This window comes from Deltaproteobacteria bacterium, assembly GCA_021737785.1.
Classification (GTDB): domain Bacteria; phylum Desulfobacterota; class DSM-4660; order Desulfatiglandales; family Desulfatiglandaceae; genus AUK324.
In genome coordinates this window covers 42465-62267 of record JAIPDI010000006.1, presented here as the reverse complement: position 1 = coordinate 62267, position 19803 = coordinate 42465, and the positions used below count along the sequence as shown (strand labels likewise).

Below are 19803 nucleotides of genomic sequence, written 5' to 3'. Positions count from 1 at the left end.
GGACAGACGATGGAATCGGGAAGACTTTTCAAAGGGGCATTCCCCATTATCGAAAAGGCCTTGGACCTGAGGTCCATGAAGCATCATCTCATCGTATCCAATATCGCCAATAAGGATACGCCCAACTACAAGGCCTTTGATCTCATGGTTGAAGAGGAGATGGCCAAATCCACGGATACGGGGGAGGCCCCCCCCTTGAAAAGGACAGACGATGCGCACCTTTCGAAAAATCGTTCCTCGGAGATGTCCGGAAAGATTGGCCGTGCGACAGAAGCGGCGTTTTCTTTGAGGGGGGATGGCAATTCCGTCGATATCGACAGGGAGATGGCCAATTTGTCTGAGAATAATCTGCTCTATGACGCTTTAACACAGATTATTTCCCGGAAATTCAGAGGATTGGAAGAAGTTATCAAGGGAGGTACATAGATATGAACTATTTGAATGCATTTCGCATCAGTGCTTCGGGCATGACTGCCCAACGGCTTCGAATGAATATCGCCACCACTAATCTGGCGAATATCAATACGACCCGGACCCAGGGCGGCGGACCCTATCGAAGAAAAGACGTGGTTTTTGAAAGCAAGTCGTTACCCGGTTCATTCGGAAATGCGCTTCAATCATCCATGTCCGGTAAATTGGCGGGGGTTCAGGTTTCCGAAATAATAGAGGACCCCCGGCCGCCGATCTCAAAACATGACCCTCAGCACCCGGATGCAGACAACAAAGGATATATACAGGTGCCCAGGATCAACCTCATGGAAGAGATGGTAAATATGATGTCGGCCACTCGAAGCTACGAGGCCAATGTCACCGCGATCAAAGCCACCAAGGATATGGCATTAAAGGCACTGGAGATCGGGAGGTAGCAGATTATGAATGATATCACCATCAAGAATCGGCTGGAGACAACCATTCCCCTGGGAGTATACGGAAAGCAGCCTGTACCTTCTCAAGGTGCGTCCTTCGGGAGTATGCTTTCAGAGGCCATAGATGGGACAGACCGGCTCCGAAAGACGGCTGACACCGCCATCAGCGATTTTGCTTCGGGCAAAGAAACCGATATTCACAAGACAATGATTGCCATGGAGAAAGCCAGCATTTCCTTCAAGTTAATGATGCAGGTGCGCAACAAGGTCATTGCCGCCTATCAGGAAATTATGCGAACACAGGTCTAAATAGCAGTGCCTGAACGAAAACACCGTTCAGGCACCATTGAATATTCAAGAAATGAAAAGTGAAAATTGATGGAACAAATTTTACATTAACAGAACCTCTTCTCATGGTTTACTGTTTCTTGATTTTTCGGGTTTCCGTTCGGGTACTAAATAGAGATAGCGCAGAGGATAAAGATGGCCATTAACGAGATTTCCGCGCAATTGAAGACACTGCTCGGGAGTATGACGCCCGCCAAGATGTTTACCCTGTTGGCCTTGATATCCATCACCATAGTGGGCTTTGTATTTTTGCTCACCTGGTCGGGGGAGTCGGATTTTCAACCTCTATACTCCAATTTAACCCCCGAGGATGCGGGGGCCATACTGACCCGATTGAAGGAAAAAAAGATCCCCTACAAGGTTTCGACCAACCGGGATGCCATTCTTGTGCCGAGCGACCAGCTATATGAAATCAGACTTGAATTGGCGTCCCAGGGCCTTCCTCTCGGCAGCGGTGTCGGTTTTGAAATTTTCGATAATGCCAAACTGGGGATGAGCGAGTTCGTTCAAAATGTGAACTACCAAAGGGCGTTGCAGGGAGAACTTTCTCGAACCATAGATAGATTTGATGAGGTCCAGGGATCGAGAATCCACATCGTAATGGGCTCAAAATCGCTGTTTGTAGAAGATCAGGAGCCGGCGACGGCATCGGTCATACTCAAACTGGCGCCGGGCAGGACGTTGAATAACGGCCAGGTTCAAGCCATCGTCCATCTGGTATCATCGAGCGTTTCCGGTCTCAAAACGGAAAATGTGACGGTGGTTGACAATTACGGGAAAATGCTGGCCGGACGGAAGGATCGCGCTTCGGAGGGACCGATAAATTCCGATCAACTGGCATTGCAGGAAAAGATGGAAAAAGGTCTGGAGAGCCGCGTGCGCACCATGCTGGAAACAGCCTTGGGCCCAGGCAAGGCCATAGCCAGAATATCTTGCGCTTTGGACTTCAGAAAACAGGAGAAGACTGAAGAGAGATATCATCCCGATGATAAGGCGGTTCGAAGCGAACAGATCCTCAATGAAAGCACAGGTGACGCCGAAGTGGGCATAAAAGGGGTGCCTGGCTTTCTCTCCAATACCACAGAGGGACAGGCGGCGCTGGCCCAGGAAAAAAAGTCACGATCCTCCGGCGGCGAGACGTTCAATAAAAAGGAACGAACCGTCAACTATGAGATCAGCAAGGTGACAAGTCACACAGTGGAACCCTATCCAAAGATCGTCAGGGTATCGACTGCCGTGATGGTTGACGGCGTGAGTACCTATAGTGAGGGGAAGGACGGGAAAGGCGAGTGGAAATATTCGCCGAGATCTGATGAGGAGATGACCAAGCTTCAGAAAATCGTCAAGAGGGCGGTGAATTTCGATTCCAACCGGGGGGACGAAATTGAAGTGATCAACATCCCATTCAGCAAGGTTGATCCTGAGTGGGGAGAAGGGGAACAGGATGAATCCGCAGGCCGTTGGTTTGCATATGCAAAACAATATGGTCCTTCTGCAAAAGTCATTTTTCTGGTTACGCTCCTCTTCTGCATTTTCCTGTTTGTGGTGAGACCCCTGTTGCGGTGGCTTACCGCCGGTACCGAACCGAAACAGAGGATGTTGGTGCAGCTTCCCAAGACCCTTTCGGAGATAGAAAACGAATATGGAACAAGCCCGTCCAGCAAGGATAAGGCGGTAAATTTGATCGCCTCGGATGAAGAGAATTCCCTCAAATTGGTGCGCCGCTGGTTGAGCGAAGAAAAGGCGTAGACGACTCAGCTCCGATAGTTTCTAATTATTCAAAATTTTAAATTAACAGGTGCTTATGGACCCTAAAAACCTGCCAGGCTCGATCAAGGCGGCAATACTCATTCAGTCTGCTGGAAATGTTATGTCGGAAAAAATCCTAGGCAGGCTGGAAGACGAGGAGCGAAAGCTGGTAAGAGACCATCTCGCCCAGATGGGAGAAATATCTCCCGATCTGGTGGAGAAGGTCGCAGAGGAGTTTCTTCAGCTTTCGGAACGGATAAAGACGCCGCGGCTCGGCCGCCCGCCCGTGGCACCCGCGTCAGAACCAGATGAAAAAGCGCCAGATGTTCCCACCGGAAAGACCTCCGACCTTTCCGCCTTGAGAGCCCTGGAACCGGACCATCTCCTTGAACTGGTGAGAGAGGAACACCCTCAGACCATCGCTATGATCCTGGTACATGTCAACCCGGAGGTGGCCAGCGCGGTGCTGTCCAATTTATCCGACCAAATCAAGGCCGATGTGGGGAGAAGGATCGCCACCCTGGATAAGGTCGGCGCCGGAATGCTGGATGAGATCGGAAAGATCTTCGCTGATGTATTAAGGGAAAACGAAGATTCCATGAGCCATGTGAAAGGCGGGGCCGGGCTCATGGCAGACATATTGAATCAGATCGATGCCATGTCCGGTGAAGTGATCCTGGATGAAATCGAGGAATTTGATCCAGAACTGGCAGCACAGATCAAGCAAAGAATGTTTACATTTGAAGACCTGATACTGGTTGACAACAAGGGTCTGCAAAAGGTTCTGAGAAAGGTCGAGTCCAAAGAACTGGCGATTTCCTTAAAGGCTGCGTCCGATGAAGTAAAGCAAAAGATTTTCTCAAACATGTCTGAACGGGCCGCTCAGATGGTCACCGAAGAGATCGAAATGTTGGGGGCGGTCAGGATGAAGGATGTGGAAGATGCCCAGCATGCCATAACCAGGATCATCCAGGAGATGGAAGACCAGGGTGAGGTGGTTATCAGTGGTCGGAAAGGAGAACAGCTCATTGTATAGAACTGTTAACGACAGCCGATGGGTTGATGAGCACGGAACCGATTCCTACAATTTTCCCAGCCTGCCGGTGGGCCCGTCCAAAGACCTGGAGTCAGATACGCCAGAGAAAGATGGATTCAGATTCAATTTTGGGGCCATGTCTGAAGCGCCGGGGTTTTCTTCGATGTTTGATCCGGCTGAGGATGAGGATACAGATACGGAAGATCCCATCGAGACGATTGAGGCAAGATCAGAGGAGATCAGCAAACAGGCCTATGCAAAAGGTTTTGTGGAGGGACAGAAGGTCGGCGAGGAAGCCCAAAACGAAAAATTGAAAGAAACCCTAAAGGCGTTACGCATGGTTTTGGCGGAACTCGACGCTGCCAAAAAAGAACTTTATCAGGATGCTGAAAGGGAGGCAGTGGAACTTGGCCTCAGGATAGCCAGAAAAATCGTGTGTCATGAAGTCTCTGTAGATCATGCCACCATCTTCCGGGTGTTGCGGGAGGCATTCAAAAAGGTGGGCGACCAGAAGGAGATCCACGTCAAGATTCATCCCTCGGATATTCAGGTCATTAACGACGCTGGATTTGATGTGTCCGGCCTGAGTAAAGGGAAGGGGCTTGTCGTTCTCGAACCTGGAGACGGTATATGCCGGGGGGAATGCGTTATTGAAACCGATTTCGGGGATATTGACGCCAGGATGGAAAGCCAGCTTCAGACTGTTGAAGAGTCTCTGAGAGCTCTGCTTCACGAAGGAACAAGGGCGCGCTGAGCGGGCGAGACATGGGATTATTACATCTGGAAGCCTATCATTCGATCGTCGACGCGGTCAGCCCAATAACCGAAAGCGGAAGGATCACAAAGGTTGTGGGGTTCATTGCAGAAGCAGAAGGGCCTGCATGCAGGCTTGGCGGCGTCTGCGATATTTATCTTAAGGGAAACGCTCTTAAAGTCAAGGCTGAGGTTGTAGGGTTCAGAGAAAATCGGGTCCTCTTAATGCCCTTTGGCGATATCCGAGGAATTGCGCCAGGGGGTCGCGTGGTCGCCAGAGAACAACAGGCCGTAATCGGCGTGGGCGAGGGTTTCCTGGGAAGGATTGTTGATGGGCTCGGCAATCCCATCGATAACAGAGGTCCTGTTGCGACAAAGGCCATGTACCCCATCTATGCAAAACCGATGAATCCATTTTTGAGGAAACGGATTCGTCAGCCATTGGATCTTGGGATCCGGGCGATAAATGGCGCCCTGACCATCGGGTGCGGCCAGAGGATGGGTATTTTTGCAGGGTCCGGCGTTGGGAAGAGCGTGCTGCTGGGGATGATCGCCCGGAATACCAGTGCGGATGTGAACGTCATTGCATTGATCGGAGAAAGAGGGAGAGAACTGAATGAATTTATCCAGAGGGAACTTGGGAAAGAAGGCCTGAAAAGATCCGTGGTTGTCGTCGCCACATCCGATAGCCCGCCCCTTGTAAGGATGCGAGGAATTTTTGTGGCCACAACCATCGCTGAATATTTCCGGGATATGGGGAAGCACGTGATCCTTATGACGGATTCGGTCACCCGGTTTGCCATGGCCCAAAGAGAAGTGGGCCTCGCCGTTGGAGAGCCGCCCACCACCAAAGGCTACACCCCGTCTGTTTTTACCTTGTTGCCTCAGATCCTGGAAAGGGCAGGAACATGTTCCGGTTCCGGTACCATTACGGGTCTGTATACGGTCCTGGTTGAAGGAGACGACATGAATGAGCCTGTTGCGGATGCTGTCAGGGCCATCCTGGACGGGCATATCGTCCTGTCACGGGATCTCGCTGCACAAAACCATTATCCCGCCATCGACATCTTGAACAGCGTGAGCAGGTTGATGGGCGATATCTCAAGCAAAGCACACAAGGAGTCGGTCGCCCGTCTGAAGGAAGTTCTGGCCACCTATCGGAAGGCCGAGGATCTTATAAACATCGGCGCATATGCTGCGGGCAGCAACCCCAAGATCGATTATGCAATAAAAATGATCGATCAGGCAAATGGGTACTTGAGACAGGGTATAGAGGAAAGGGAAAGATTTGAGGATAGTATTCAGAAACTGTGCACCATGTTTGAAAATTCGTCATGAGCGATTCGGAAACAGGCGTTTCTACTTATCAAGATAGACAACAGAAACCTCGACATCCCTCCAATTCCAGGCCAGCATGTACAGATTCAGTTTAGAAACCGTTTTGACCCATCGAAAGCACATGGAAGACGCATTGCAGAAGGAATTTGCTAAATGCAAGAAGGAACTCCTTCTGGAGGAAGAAAAGCTGGCGAGGCGTGAGAAGGTCATCATGCAGAATCTGGAAGCGCTTCAGGAGAAACAGAAGGCCGGAGTCATGGTTTCGGATATTATATTGTATGATAGATACATCAAACAAATCTCAATAGACCGAGATCGAAACATCCACAGAATTATTGAATTAAAAAATCAACTTCGTCAAAAAATGAGCGCGCTGGTTGAAGCCATGAAGGACCGAAAGATCCTGGATAGACTGAAAGAAAAGGAACTGGAAACATACAGGAGAGAACTGGACCGAAAAGAACAGATCCTCATGAGCGAAATTGCAGTCAGCGGGTTCAATCTGAGAAAACAGCCTCAATAATCCAATCTTCCCTTCTGCCTGGTCCATAGAACGACTGTCGGTACCCCTTATGTGGATATCGATCTACTGCAGCACGGGAAAGTCCCAAAGCACGCCCTCTTTACACGTCTGACATGCCCCCCCCTTCGCAATCCTGGCGTGCACGATCCAGCCCAAAGAAAGGTCCATTTTTGATCCGGCAAAAGTTTACCCTCAAAAGGGCATCTTTTGCCGCAAGGAGGCTCCAGGGTTTACCAGAGTCCGGTCAAATATCCCAGGTGCAAAGAATTCAAATACGGGTGATGTGGAGATATTAATCGTTATTACAGTGTGTTAAAACGACTTTGACGATCTGAAGGGTCTGCTTCTCATATGCGGGTAGGCCACCTCTGACCAATTGGCACTCACGTTGCATTATGAGAGCAACAACACGAATAAATTTCGCCAAGGGGAATGGAAATCAATAAAATGCTGACAGAATTTTTCCTGATTAAAGAGCAAACAAGTGCGTCTTCGGAAAGTGCAATGCACAAAATGGGGAAGACAGGAGACATGTTCGGCGAGTTTTATTCGGAGGATGAGACTTCCAGGGGACAGGTAGATTTCCATTCCACTTTTATGGAAGTGTCCCACCATCGAGATGATGGTTCCTCTGAAATCGACGATCAATTGAACGGAAGAAGACCGCAGGATGATGATATGGGTGACCGGTCATTGGAGCCTGGGGATGAAATGGAGGCCGGGGCCGGAACTGATTCCAAGCGAACGGATGAGGAAAATGGGATTTCCGCGCCCGTCGGTCTGGCGTCAACTCAGATGGATGGTGAAAATGTATCCGCTACCCCTGCAATTGTGGATTCCGGGACAAAAGAACGGGCATTTTCAGATTACGCAAAAGCAGGGGACGTCAAAGAATGGGAAACCCTCAAGGCCGGCAGGCCGGCGATTCTGGAACCGGAAAGACGAATAGCATCGGCTGAAAATGGAAATCCCAAAACCGCTCTCATTTTTTCAGAGACATCTCCGGCGAAAAAAAGCTCCGGTTCCACCCGGCAAACAGAGGGTGAAGCCGGTTCGGCCGGTAAACGGCCGGTTAGGCATTTCCATGGTCAGGTCAGTGCAATGTCGGTAAAAAACGGACATACTGATCTGAAGATGGAGACGGCCGGGACCAAAGACAAGGGAATTTCAATCGCTGTTTCAGGGTCAGGGTCATCCGGAAAAATCGATGGTCAGGTCAATACAGAGACAGCAAAAAGCAGACGTACTGATCTGAAGACGGAGACGACAGGGACGAAAGACAAGGGAATCCCGGTTTCCGGGTCGGGTTCTTCAGAAAGAGTCGGTGGCCGGATCAATGCTGAGGCAGGAAAAGGTGGCCTCTCTGACCTGAAGATGGAGACGGCCGGGGCGAAAGACAAGGGAACCCCAGTTTCCGGGTCGGGTTCTCAGGTAAAGATCGATGGCCATTCCAATACAGAGACAGGGACAGGAAAAGGGGAAATCGGCTATTCAAAAGCAAACGATTCGCATGGGGCCGGATCGCCTGTCCAGGGGAGTGAAAGGGGATGGCTGAAGACACATTTCAATGAGGCGTTAGCCCACAGGGGAGGATTTATTTCTCCTGGCGCATTTTCTGCGCAGGGGAGGGAAGGGTCTGGAAGGCATTCAGCGGAGTCATCGAAAAAAAGTGCGGCTTCCGTGGAATCAGCGTCCAAACCACGCCAGACCGGATCGAGATACCCTACGGGTGCGGGTGAACTTAGAGAAACCCGGAAAGACCGCAACGGGAATAGGGCCTCGAGATTTGATCTTCCCCGGGATGGCCGGGAGAAGAGGGACACTTCCAAGCTCGGGTCCGGGGAACAGAGGGTGGAAATGACAGGGGAAAAAAACAGGGAAGAGACCGGGGCGGCCAAGTTCGCAAGCAGGGTATCCTCCCTCACCGGCGAACAGGGATTTGATAGGAGCGTTTCAAAATCTGAAACAAGCACTTCAGATAATCCCACGCTCTCTGCAGGCAACACGTCCTCTTCTGCAAAAATTCCGGGGAACATCCCCCGTTTCGCAGAAACGGAAATGGTCAGGCAATCCTTCAAGGAAAGTGGGGTGCGGCAATTTGTTGAAAAGGCGTCCCTGAATTTACGAAACGGCCAGCAGGAATTCAGGATTGCGCTGAAACCTGAATCCTTAGGGGAGGTCAAGGTCCAGGTATCCACAGAGAATCACCAGGTCACCATCCGGATCCTGACAGAACTCCCCCTGGCCAAAGAGATGATTGAAAACAATGTCCATCAACTCAAGGCCGAACTTCATGGCCATGGCCTCGAAATTGACAAATTTGAGGTCTCTCTTTCGCAGGGTTCGGACAAAAGTGGGGTGGAGCAGGGTTTTTCCGGATCAAAGAAGATGAAAAAGGCCTTTCGACAAGGGGGGCGGGCAAAGGAAATCTCGTCAGCGCCCGACGCGGAAAGAGATGATTGGACACGACTGCCATTGTCCGGCAATGGCGCCATCAATCTGTTTGCATGAGAGAAGAAGGACGTTAGTGGGGCCGACGACAATCGTCCTCTGACGCAGAATTGTGAGAGATCGGTGATGGGGAAAACTGAGTGTTTTGAGAGAGGAGATGACCTAATATGACCGTTTCAGGAATTTCAGGCGTCACAGCGAACAACAACTCTTCTTACGAGGTAGGCGGGAGTCTCGGGAAAGATGAATTCATGAAGCTGCTTATTACCCAGCTCCAGAACCAGGATCCGCTGGACCCGATGGACAGTACAGAGTATATTTCACAACTTGCCCAGTTCAGTTCCCTGGAACAGCTACAGAATATCAACGACAAATTAGATGATTTGACTGCAAAGCTCTCAGATGCGTCGAATCTGATCGACCGTGAAGTGGAGGCCCTGGGCACGATCGTGAAAGTCGAGGATGGGGCTGCGGATGCAATACGTTTTAATCTTGCTTCGGATGCCACAGCCGTATTTGCCTCCATTAGTAATTCCGACGGAGTGTATGTCAGGACCATGCAAGTCGGTCCCTTGGGCGAAGGAAGACAGACCCTGGCATGGGATGGGAGAGATGACAACGGAAATATGGTTCCCGACGGAAAATATACCGTAGACATTCAGGCCGTGGACACGGGTGGAAACATCGTTGAATCTACCTCCTTGATAAAGGGGATAGTTACGGGTGCAACTTTTGGTGACGGGATGACATATCTGCTGATCGGGGATATTGAAATCCCCTTGAGCAGCGTCATCAAGATCAATCAGGTCCCAGATGATGCTGAGGATATGATACGGATAGACTAGGGCAGAAGCGTTTTTAAACAGACAGTTAAAAAGTAAGGGAGGAATTGCTGATGATAAAATCACTATTTTCCGGAATAACGGCATTGCAGGCCAATACGCAGGCAATGGGCGTCATAGGAGACAATATCGCGAATGTGGGCACCACCGGGTTCAAAGGCAGCAGGATGGATTTTGCAAATCTCCTGAGCCAGTCTGTGGGGGGATATAGCGGACAGGAGGTGGGCTCCGGTGTCACCGTGCAAAAATTGAGTCGTGACTGGACCCAGGGTTCGATTCAGTCTACGTCTAACGCCACAGACCTTGCGATCAACGGAAACGGTTTTTTCGTGGTAACGGATGAAAACGGAAACGAATTTTACACGAGGGCGGGAACCTTCCATTTTGACAAGGAAGGATACCTGGTTGACAATAACGGATACAAGGTCCAGGGGGTGGACGGCGACCTGCAGCTCACGGATACCACCGGGACAACAAGCATCTCAATCTCCAGTGCGGGAGTTATCACCTCATATAGTACGGGCAGCACAGCTGGGACGGAGGTGGGAACCATTACACTGGCCACATTCCCGTGCAACTGGGGACTGGCGGCTATGGACAGGAATCTGTATACAACCACGGATGCGTCGGGGGAGGCGTCCACAGGGGCGCCTGGAAGTGCAGGAAAAGGAAGCCTCAGCAGCTATTCGCTGGAGATGTCCAATGTGGATCTGGCATCGGAGTTCGGCAAAATGATCACCACCCAGCGATCTTATCAGGCCGCGGCCAAGGTCATTACGGCAAGTGATGAGGTGCTGCAGCAGCTGCTTAGCATTAAACGGTAATGATGAGAAAATATCATTCGCATAAGTGACAACAATTTTCTTGAATTGGGAGAACGCATCATGATTCAGGTAACCCGGTTAGATAATACCCTGATGGTGTTAAATGTGGAAATGATTCAGTCTTTAAGGGCAACCCCCGATACGATCATCACCTTTACCACCCATGACAGGATGATGGTAAAGGAGCCGGTGGAAGAGATCTCCAGGAGGATCTTGGCATATCAGCGTACCATCCACAGCGATGGGGATCACTTATATGCCGAAGAGAATGCGGAAAATGCGGTATGAATATTCCTGTGCGTCTTCGATATAAAGAGAAGATCCATATTCAGTGCACCATGGAAACCCTGGCCCTCTGGGCCAGGTCAGAACCATAACGGTTCTGTTGCTCGTGACGCCCTAGAAATCGTGATGGCGAAGCCATGAGTCGAGCGTAAAGCCGGGGCCTCTGGCCCAGATCTCTTTACTATTCAGTAAAAGGCGATCCGCCGGGCCTTTAGGCGCACCCCCGGGCAATCCTGCGGTCCTCCCCTTGCCGTCAGGAAGAATACTTTCCTTACGAAAACGTCAATTCGATGACAATTGCCAAAAAATATGACTTTGACAGGCTTGGGGATATCCTCTGATTAACGGTCGCATTGGATCGGCGGGTGTTGCGTGATTTGAGCCTGTTCAATAGTTCAGAAACAGGTATGAGTTTCTGAACCAAAGCTTGTCATGCCCGGCTGAAAACAAGGAACATTTCTATTGTTAAGGAATCCCGGGGAAAGATATCCTGGAATCCTTTACCCACCACGCCTCCATGCCGTGTCCCTGAGGACAATCTTCACCTGATTTCCAAAAACTTCATGTCATCTTAAGATTGGGGTGGACGCCCTCCTGCCGTGAAAGGGATGCTCAATTCATGGCACGATGCTTGCTTAATGTATCGTGCAATCCACGTGTAAAGGAGGATATTCAGTTGGATCTTGCTACATTCGCCGGCATTCTTTTTTCCGGTGTGCTGGTAGTCAGCGCTATTCTGCTTGGCGGTTCAGGGGCCTGGTTCATTAACGGACCTTCCTTGATGATCGTCATCGGGGGGACCATGGGTGCCACACTGCTCAGTTATCCTCTTGCGCAGATCCTAGGCGTGTTCAAGATCGTCATGAATGTCTTTTTTCATCGCTCCCAGTCGACGGATAAAGTTATCAACATGATGATTGAGTTCGGCAAACTTGCCCGGAAAGAGGGGATTCTCTCATTTGAATCAAAGCTGAAGGACATTGATGATCCCTTTTTTGTGAAGGGTCTGGAACTTGCCATCGATGGGGTGGAATCCCAGGCAATAGCGAATGTTCTCAGAACCGAGATATCCTATGTGGAGGAACGTCACTCCCTGGGTGCCGAAATATTTGTCAGCATGGGTTCTTATGCCCCGGCCGTCGGCATGCTGGGAACCATTATCGGTCTGGTCCAGATGCTCATGCAGATGGAAGACCCCAGTTCCATAGGCGCCCCGATGGCGGTCGCCCTCCTAACCACATTTTATGGAACGCTTCTGGCCAACCTCCTTTTTCTCCCTATTGCCGCCAAATTGAAGACGCGGAGCAAGGAGGAGATCTTTCTGAAGGAACTTGTGCTCGAGGGCATCATGTCCATCCAATCAGGCGATAACCATCGGGTTATTGAACAGAAATTGAGGGCCTTCCTGCCCAAGAGCACAAAGGTCCCTGTTGGTGAAGACCCAGCGGAGCAAGAGAAAAGCGACGGGAGTGAGTGATGCGGACGATGGCAGAAGACGCCGGAAACACCCGAAAGAGATCGGGGGAGGCCTCTGGACCAGGATGGGAAGTCGTCTATACCGGCTTCATCCTCATTATGCTCTGTTTTTTCATCATGCTGTGCTCATTTTCGACGATTGAAAAGTCAAAGGTGGAACACTTTGTTGCGTCCTTTACGCGTGCAGTAAGTGTCATGCCAGGTGGCGTCAAGGTCCGTCCCGGAGACCAGTCCCGCCATTCCCTGCCGGATATTGCTTTTGATCAGGGTGAAATGGCTTTGATTTTTCAAGAAATCCAGAGTGCCGTGGATGAGCTTGGATTGGCAGAAGAGCTTTCCTTTACCTCCTTACGCAATGGCCTTGTGGTCCGGTTGGCGGATAAGGCCGTGTTTAACCTGGGGGTTGCGGAGATTTCATCAGACGCCTTTCCCCTTTTGGACAAGATAGGGGCCATCATATCCAAGGGGTCTTACTCCGTAGAAATACGGGGCCATACCGATGCTCTTCCTATCCACACACACAGGTTCCCTTCAAACTGGGAATTGTCTACCGCACGTGCAGTCAATGTCTTGCGATATTTTCTGGAAATCCCGGGAATCTCAGCAGAACGGCTCTCTGCAGCAGGGTTTGGAGAGTTCCAACCGATCGTTTCAAATGAAAGCCCGGAACTCCGCGCACAAAACAGGCGGGTGGAAATTATTTTTACATTAGATAAAGAGAACACGACCATTGACGATGCCCTCAAGGAGGATGGTCCTAAATGAGCCGTCGTCGATTAAAAGAGGAGGGAAACGCCAGCGGATGGCTGACCACCTTCAATGATCTGGTGACCCTCTTGATGGTTTTTTTTGTTCTTCTGTTTACCATGGCGACCACGGATGTGGCAAAGCTCAAGCAATTTCAGTTCTCTGTAATGAAAGGCCTCGGCGTCCTCGACAAGGGAGAGGGAGCGCCTGTGGGGGTCATTGAATCATTCGGCGACAAGGGTTCACGTATGGGGAGAATCAAAGGGAAGATGATTCCCGAGGGAGAAGAAAGCATTGAGGATTACATCGAGGCCCTCAAATCATTCGAGGGCACGGAGGTTCGATTCAGGGGAAAGGATCAGGTGATGACGCTTGACGGGAGGGCCCTCTTTGAATCGGGTTCTGCCAGTATCAGCCCTGACGCCTTTCCGGTTTTGAACGAGTTGACCAAGATTATCAAGGCCCGTTGGTGCCGGGTACGCGTGGAAGGGCATACGGACAATGTTCCCATCTTTACGGAGAAATTCGATTCAAACTGGGAGCTATCGGCTGCAAGGGCGGTAAATATCGCCAGATACTTTATCCAAGAGGGAAATATCGCCCCCGAGCGGTTGTCGGCAGTCGGATACGGGGAATTGAGGCCCATCGAGCCGAATGATACGCCGGAACAGAGGGCCAGGAACCGGAGGGTGGAGATCGTTTTGGTAACGAACGAGGAAGGATGAGATGTCGAAAAAAAAGCTGATCATACTGGTAAGCGGACTGCTGATAGCAGCCATCGTCGGAAGCGGGGGCTTTTTCTATTTTCAGGGCAAAGGATCCGATTCTGAAAGGGATACGGGCACTGAAGAAAGTAAAGACAGTGCAAAAAAATCGGAAATTAACAAAAATAAGATCAATTTTCCATTGGAAAGCTTTATAGTGAATCTGGCTGATCCAGGAGGAAAACGATACTTCAGTACAAGAATCGTCCTGGAGTTCAGCGATAAGGATTTGCTCGTATCCCTGGAAAAAAAGGTGCCTGAGATTCGCGATCGAATATTGATGATCCTTCCCACCAAAACCTATAAAGAGATTCAAAGTGTGGAGGGCAAACATGCGCTCAGAAGCAGTCTCATCGTTGCATTGAATGAAATATTGCAGGAAGGTAAGATAACGAATATTTTTTTTCAAGAGTTTGTGGTCCAATAGAGGGGGATTTAGATGGCTGACCAGATACTGAGCCAGGAAGAAGTGGATGCCCTCCTGTCTTCCATGAAGGCAGGGGATGTCGATCTGGAGGTCAGTGAAGAAGAAGCGGAAAGCTCCCCGACGCAGATTCCGGTCTATGACCTGACATCTCAGAATATCATGATGCGGGAGCAATTCGATGTTCTCGATGAGGTGTTTGACAGATTTGCCAATTTTTTTCGCAGTTCGTTGTCAACATCCTTCAGGGCCCCCATCGACACCACTCTGGCCTCCACTGAGATGGTCAAATTCGGGGATTTCCTGGAGGGGCTTCCCAACCCTTCAAGCTTCCATACGTTTCGAATGGAGCCGCTCATCGGGTCCGCATTGCTGGTAATTGAGCCCAACCTCGTCTTTTTTCTCATCGATTGCATGTTCGGGGGGACCGGTAAATCAATGGTCTCTCAGGAGAGGGACTTCACCCTTATTGAACAACGGGTGATGCGAAAGTTCACCATCGAGACACTCAAAGATCTTGAAAAATCGTGGGAATTTGTCAAGAACCTGCGGATGTCGTTAGGAAAAAGTGAGACAAAACAGCAATTCGTGCGTCTGGTTGCCCCAAGTGATCTGGTTATTGCGGTGGCGTTTTCCGTATCATTAGATGAGTTTTCAGGCCAGCTGTGGCTATGCATCCCTTACCTATTGCTGGAGCCGATCAAGGACAAGCTTTCTTATCGGAATATCAGAGAAGCGGAACTGGAAAATGCATGGAATATGCAACTGCAAAAGCTCTTAAGCGATACGGAGGTAACGCTGTCTGTTGAATTAGGTAAATCTTCATGGCGGGTGAGGGATGTTCTCAACCTCAAGGAAGGCGATGTAATCAGGCTGAATACAGGACCCCAAAGTCCGATTGCCGTCATGATTGAGAAGATTCCGAAGATGTTGGGCATCCCGGGCGTTGTGGCCGGAAATCGGGCCGTCCAAGTCACGGAGCTGTTTAACACCCAGGGCGAGGAAAAGTAGGGTAAGCATCAGGCAGTCGATGGGAGAGCCTATACTGCCGGGAGACGGGGCGCAATATGAATGAGAAAGCCAAAGAATCGTACGAAGTTCCAGGCCAGGGAAGTGAACCGGGTGCTTCAGCCGCTGTAAAGCTGGACTTCGTCCTGGATATCCCCTTGCAGGTCACCGTAGAACTCGGGCGAACGGAAATGGTGGTCAGTGAACTTCTCAAACTGGCCCAGGGATCCATTGTCGAGCTTACGAAGTCCGCAGGGCAGACCCTTGATATCCTGGCCAACCGGCAGTTGATTGCCAAGGGGGAGGTCGTTGTGGTCAAAGATAAATATGCGATCCGAATAACCGAGATTGTGAGCCCGACCGAAAGGGTCGAGAAACTGAAATGAATCAGCCGCCTGATCTAATCGCTACCGCCATTAAGATGTTCATCGTCTTTGGCGTATTGCTGGGCGGCCTGATTGTCTCTCTCTACCTTGTGAAAAAGATGATTGGCCGGAGGGAGGGCCAGGCAAAGGGGAAAATGATCCGGGTCCTGGCAAACAGCTATGTCGGCGTCAAAAAAAGCATCTCACTCGTTGAGGTCCCCGGTGCAGTGCTGGTTTTGGGAATTACGAACGATCGTATCAGCCTTCTGACCAAAATCGACGATGCGGAACTCATGCAACAGCTGACTGCTGCTGAGAACGAGCCGATGGGGTGGTCGTTTTCCGATCATATTCACAAGATAAAATCACGATACAAAAAGGAAGGGCGTTAGTTTGGGGGGGAACATCTTCCGGATAACCTGTCGGAATCGTCACGAGTTGTCTGTGTTCATTATGCATCCTGCCATTCAGCAAAAAAAATTACCACCGGGCGCATTGCAGGGAGTGGTTATCCATAAAGCCCTCCATTGGCGGTGAAACGGCGCTGTAATCTTAAAAGGAACCGGGCTGTAAGGTTGAGCCCTCGCAGGCTTTTGGAGTATCGGGTATTGAAACCCTCATCATGATCATTAATGGCAGAGACGTTAAAAAATTTGGGGGCGACAGGGGGATCCACTTGAGATTCTTGGCGATTGCACTATGTCTTCTTATGGCCCTTGCCGCCATCCCGGACACGGTGTGCTGGGGGGCAACCCCGCCAGGGGGGATGTCTCTTCTAAACATCGGTTTGGACAGGACCGGAAGCAACGATCAGGTATCGGTTGTCCTTCAAATCTTTCTTCTGCTAACCGTATTATCCCTGGCCCCTGCAATCCTTATCACCCTCACCTCCTTTACGCGCATAGTGATCGTCCTCTCCCTTCTCAGGAGGGCGTTGGGGACGATGCAGAGCCCCCCGAACCAGATTATTATAGGATTGTCGCTCTTTCTCACCATTTTCATCATGACGCCTGTCTGGACGGAGGTTAACCAGAATGCGATCCAGCCTTACATGGAAAAGCGGATCAGCAATGAAGAGGCATTGGACGCTGCAATCATCCCTCTGAGAAAATTCATGATAAAGCAGACCAGGGAGAAGGATATGGCCCTGTTTGTGGATATCGCAGGGGTGGAACGACCCAAAAGTGTGGAGGATGTGCCGACAATGGTACTGATCCCCTCCTTTATCATCAGTGAGCTGAAGACGGCGTTTCAGATAGGCATGCTCCTGTATGTCCCGTTCCTTGTGATTGATATGGTTGTCGCAAGCGTCCTTCTTTCCATGGGGATGATGATGCTCCCGCCTATCATGGTGTCACTCCCTTTTAAATTGATGTTGTTTGTTCTGGCCGATGGTTGGTACTTGATTGTCGGATCAGTGGTAAAAAGCTTTGAATAACCGCCGGTAAGGAGGTGTTGACGTGAGTCCTGATTTCGTAACCGGTTTCTTCATAGAGGCCCTGAAGATCGCCATGCTGTTGGCTGCGCCGATGCTGGGCGCCGGCCTGATCGTAGGCCTTCTGGTGAGTATGTTTCAGGCCGCCACACAGATCAATGAAATGACCTTGGTGTTCATACCCAAGATGCTGGCAGTCGGGGTTGCGCTCCTGATTTTTTTCCCATGGATGCTTGAGGTCGTTATCGATTTTACACAGAATATTTTTTTAAACATTCCCACTTTTGCCCGCTGACAAAGCGATGAGAAGACGTCTCACTCCAGGAAAAAGATGGCATATTTCAATGTCTCATTGACGGAGGTACAGTTATTTCTACTCATCTTTTTAAGGGTTGGCGCAATATTGCTCACCCTGCCGATATTCGGAAGCGCGAGCATCCCCGCTGCATTCAAGGTCGGGCTGTCATTCGCCGTCGCTCTGCTTCTGTATCCCATATTGAATCTGGAGGAATTTCCGGTTCAACTGAGTATCCTCCCCTTGAGTTTAGGAATGATCAGCGAAATTATGCTGGGCGTCATCATCGGGCTGTCTGTCAGGATGGTTTTTGCAGGGGTGCAGCTGGCAGGACAGTTGGTGGGATTCCAGATGGGCCTGGCCATGGCCAACGTTATGGATCCCTCCACCAGCGAGCAACTTCCGCTCCTTGGTGAACTCAACAACATCTTTGCGATATTGATCTTTCTGACCATCAATGCGCATCACTGGTTTCTTCATGCCGTGGCGGACAGCTTTCGGCTGGTGCCCCCATTTGCCTTTCATTTCAGCAACTCACTGATGGAGCAGTTGGTAAGTCTAGGGGGCGATATGTTTGTCATCGCCATCAAAGTGGGGGCCCCCGTGATAGCGGCCCTGTTTCTCATGAGCGTGGCCTTTGGCGTAGCGGCCCGAACCGTCCCTCAGATGAATATCTTTTTTGTGGCAATGCCTATACAGATCCTCGTGGGGCTGTTGTTCATAGGCTTTTCACTTCCCTATCTGTTATCCTTCCTGAAGACGGTTTTTACGGGCCTGGAAATGACTATTTTGTATCTCCTCAAGGCCATGTAAGGGCCTATGCGTTTCCCGGGATTCTGCTCGGATAAAGCGGGCCCCTTCGGGGCAATTTTGAATCGATTATGAAAGAGGCGTTGCATGCCCCAGAAAGGCGACCAAGAAAAGACTGAAAAACCGACTTCCAAGCGACTCCAGGAGGCCAGAAAGAAAGGTCAGGTGACAAAAAGCCCGGAGGTGTCATCTGCCCTGATACTCATCGGTTCCTTGGGGGTGATGGCCTTCGCAGGGGCCTGGATGTTCTGGACCCTCACCAAGTTCATGCACGGGATTTTCGGAAATCTCGGCACGATTCACATCCAGGGAGACTCTGCGGCCACGTTTTTATTGGAGGTTTTTGAACAGGTTTTCATCCTTATTATTCCCCTGATGGGGATCCTCTTGATTGTGGGAATTGGGGCCAACCTTATTCAGGTGGGGTTTCTGTTTACACTGGAGCCCTTTGTTCCCAAATTATCCAAATTCAATCCGATTTCAGGCATGAAGAATCTTATTTCCTTGAAATCGTTGGTTGAACTCCTTAAATCGATGTTAAAAATTCTTCTCATCGGCGGCATTGCCTATGCCGTCATTATGGGAGAAATAGAGATGCTCCCTTCGCTCATGGCCATGAGCGTAGGCCAGATTATGTCCTTTATTGGGACGGCTTCCCTGAAGATCCTTCTTTATGTGGCCTTGGCCATGCTTGTCATGGCGGTTCTGGATTTCATCTATCAGAAATGGCAATACACCAAAGACCTCATGATGACAAAGCAGGAAATCAAGGACGAATGGAAGCAGGCTGAAGGCGATCCACGGATCAAGGGCAAAATCAGACAGGCCCAGAAGGAAATGGCCATGCGGCGCATGATGCAGGCGGTCCCGGATGCGGATGTGATCATTACCAACCCTACCCATTTGGCCATCGCCCTTAAATACAACGCGGAAGAGATGGTCGCCCCCCAGGTGGTGGCAAAAGGGGCGGCGTTTGTTGCTGAAAGGATCAAGGAAATCGGTCTGGAAAACGGGGTTCCGACCGTTGAAAATAAACCCTTGGCGCAGGTTCTCTATAAAACCTGCGAGATAGGGGAGACAATCCCGGACTCCCTTTACCGTGCAGTGGCAGAGATACTGGCCTATGTCTACCGGTTGCGCAGGATGGGCAATTCGGGGTGATACCTTTCGAGCTTTGACGCCTTTGCAGAGAGGTTCAATTTTTTGACGCCCCCAGTCAAATTATGGGGGTCGCATTGATTCGTATAGGGTATTGGCCTCTGTTGAGACCTGAAGCGCGCTTTCACCGATATTTGTTCCCGCCTTGACAGACGAAACCTCCTGGAACGTCCACGCAGTACCGGGATGAACCGGCGATGGTCTGCCACACCCTCAACCGCCGTTTCACCTGTGCGCATATCCCGCAGATCGCTGAAGCGCAACGCACATCCGGCTACAGGCGCCCAATCTCAGATTACGGCAAGG

The 19803-nt window shown here is 50.4% G+C and carries 23 protein-coding genes; all 23 read left to right on the top strand.

Annotated elements, in window-relative coordinates; genetic code table 11:
• Positions 1-9: 9 nt before the first annotated feature.
• Positions 10-426: a flagellar basal body rod protein FlgB gene (gene flgB, locus K9N21_04995; GenBank protein ID MCF8143260.1), complete on the top strand. Its 417-nt coding sequence runs from the start codon at positions 10-12 to the stop codon at positions 424-426.
• Positions 427-428: 2 nt separating this feature from the next.
• Complete coding sequence (gene flgC / locus K9N21_04990; GenBank protein ID MCF8143259.1) at positions 429-866, top strand: flagellar basal body rod protein FlgC; 438 nt, start codon at positions 429-431, stop codon at positions 864-866.
• 6 nt (positions 867-872) lie between these two features.
• Positions 873-1175, top strand: a complete 303-nt coding sequence (fliE, locus tag K9N21_04985; GenBank protein ID MCF8143258.1) for a flagellar hook-basal body complex protein FliE — start codon at positions 873-875, stop codon at positions 1173-1175.
• Between the two features lie 174 nt (positions 1176-1349).
• Complete coding sequence (gene fliF / locus K9N21_04980) at positions 1350-2963, top strand: flagellar M-ring protein FliF (protein ID MCF8143257.1); 1614 nt, start codon at positions 1350-1352, stop codon at positions 2961-2963.
• Positions 2964-3018: 55 nt separating this feature from the next.
• Positions 3019-3999: a flagellar motor switch protein FliG gene (fliG, locus tag K9N21_04975; GenBank protein MCF8143256.1), complete on the top strand. Its 981-nt coding sequence runs from the start codon at positions 3019-3021 to the stop codon at positions 3997-3999.
• Positions 3992-4753: a hypothetical protein gene (locus K9N21_04970; protein ID MCF8143255.1), complete on the top strand. Its 762-nt coding sequence runs from the start codon at positions 3992-3994 to the stop codon at positions 4751-4753. The genes fliG and K9N21_04970 overlap by 8 nt, the downstream gene beginning before the upstream one ends.
• Before the next feature lie 11 nt (positions 4754-4764).
• Positions 4765-6090 (top strand): flagellar protein export ATPase FliI, encoded by a 1326-nt coding sequence (fliI, locus tag K9N21_04965; protein MCF8143254.1) that lies wholly within the window; start codon positions 4765-4767, stop codon positions 6088-6090.
• 121 nt (positions 6091-6211) lie between these two features.
• Positions 6212-6613 carry a flagellar export protein FliJ gene (gene fliJ / locus K9N21_04960; GenBank protein MCF8143253.1) on the top strand — a complete coding sequence of 134 codons (402 nt, stop codon included), beginning with the start codon at positions 6212-6214 and terminating at the stop codon, positions 6611-6613.
• Between the two features lie 504 nt (positions 6614-7117).
• Positions 7118-9124 (top strand): flagellar hook-length control protein FliK, encoded by a 2007-nt coding sequence (locus K9N21_04955; GenBank protein MCF8143252.1) that lies wholly within the window; start codon positions 7118-7120, stop codon positions 9122-9124.
• Positions 9125-9231: 107 nt separating this feature from the next.
• Complete coding sequence (locus tag K9N21_04950) at positions 9232-9909, top strand: flagellar hook assembly protein FlgD (GenBank protein MCF8143251.1); 678 nt, start codon at positions 9232-9234, stop codon at positions 9907-9909.
• A 50-nt stretch (positions 9910-9959) separates the two neighbouring features.
• A complete protein-coding gene (locus tag K9N21_04945) occupies positions 9960-10730 on the top strand; it encodes a flagellar hook basal-body protein (GenBank protein ID MCF8143250.1) in 771 nt (256 codons plus the stop codon).
• Positions 10731-10790: 60 nt separating this feature from the next.
• Positions 10791-11018: a flagellar FlbD family protein gene (locus tag K9N21_04940; GenBank protein ID MCF8143249.1), complete on the top strand. Its 228-nt coding sequence runs from the start codon at positions 10791-10793 to the stop codon at positions 11016-11018.
• A 673-nt stretch (positions 11019-11691) separates the two neighbouring features.
• Positions 11692-12492: a motility protein A gene (locus tag K9N21_04935; protein ID MCF8143248.1), complete on the top strand. Its 801-nt coding sequence runs from the start codon at positions 11692-11694 to the stop codon at positions 12490-12492.
• Positions 12492-13256: a flagellar motor protein MotB gene (locus tag K9N21_04930; GenBank protein MCF8143247.1), complete on the top strand. Its 765-nt coding sequence runs from the start codon at positions 12492-12494 to the stop codon at positions 13254-13256. The genes K9N21_04935 and K9N21_04930 overlap by 1 nt, the downstream gene beginning before the upstream one ends.
• Positions 13253-13963, top strand: coding sequence for a flagellar motor protein MotB (locus K9N21_04925; protein MCF8143246.1), 711 nt, complete (start codon positions 13253-13255; stop codon positions 13961-13963). The genes K9N21_04930 and K9N21_04925 overlap by 4 nt, the downstream gene beginning before the upstream one ends.
• Before the next feature lies 1 nt (position 13964).
• Positions 13965-14429, top strand: a complete 465-nt coding sequence (locus K9N21_04920; GenBank protein ID MCF8143245.1) for a flagellar basal body-associated FliL family protein — start codon at positions 13965-13967, stop codon at positions 14427-14429.
• A gap of 12 nt (positions 14430-14441) precedes the next feature.
• Positions 14442-15437 carry a flagellar motor switch protein FliM gene (gene fliM, locus K9N21_04915; protein MCF8143244.1) on the top strand — a complete coding sequence of 332 codons (996 nt, stop codon included), beginning with the start codon at positions 14442-14444 and terminating at the stop codon, positions 15435-15437.
• Positions 15438-15493: 56 nt separating this feature from the next.
• Complete coding sequence (gene fliN / locus K9N21_04910; GenBank protein MCF8143243.1) at positions 15494-15820, top strand: flagellar motor switch protein FliN; 327 nt, start codon at positions 15494-15496, stop codon at positions 15818-15820.
• Positions 15817-16191 (top strand): flagellar biosynthetic protein FliO, encoded by a 375-nt coding sequence (locus K9N21_04905; protein MCF8143242.1) that lies wholly within the window; start codon positions 15817-15819, stop codon positions 16189-16191. The genes fliN and K9N21_04905 overlap by 4 nt, the downstream gene beginning before the upstream one ends.
• A gap of 317 nt (positions 16192-16508) precedes the next feature.
• The gene (gene fliP / locus K9N21_04900) at positions 16509-17237 is read left to right on the top strand and encodes a flagellar type III secretion system pore protein FliP (protein MCF8143241.1); all 729 of its coding nucleotides are present in this window, start codon (positions 16509-16511) and stop codon (positions 17235-17237) included.
• Positions 17238-17259: 22 nt separating this feature from the next.
• The gene (fliQ, locus tag K9N21_04895; protein ID MCF8143240.1) at positions 17260-17529 is read left to right on the top strand and encodes a flagellar biosynthesis protein FliQ; all 270 of its coding nucleotides are present in this window, start codon (positions 17260-17262) and stop codon (positions 17527-17529) included.
• 36 nt (positions 17530-17565) lie between these two features.
• Positions 17566-18342: a flagellar biosynthetic protein FliR gene (fliR, locus tag K9N21_04890; GenBank protein MCF8143239.1), complete on the top strand. Its 777-nt coding sequence runs from the start codon at positions 17566-17568 to the stop codon at positions 18340-18342.
• An 84-nt stretch (positions 18343-18426) separates the two neighbouring features.
• Complete coding sequence (gene flhB, locus K9N21_04885) at positions 18427-19500, top strand: flagellar biosynthesis protein FlhB (GenBank protein ID MCF8143238.1); 1074 nt, start codon at positions 18427-18429, stop codon at positions 19498-19500.
• The last annotated feature ends 303 nt before the right edge of the window (positions 19501-19803 follow it).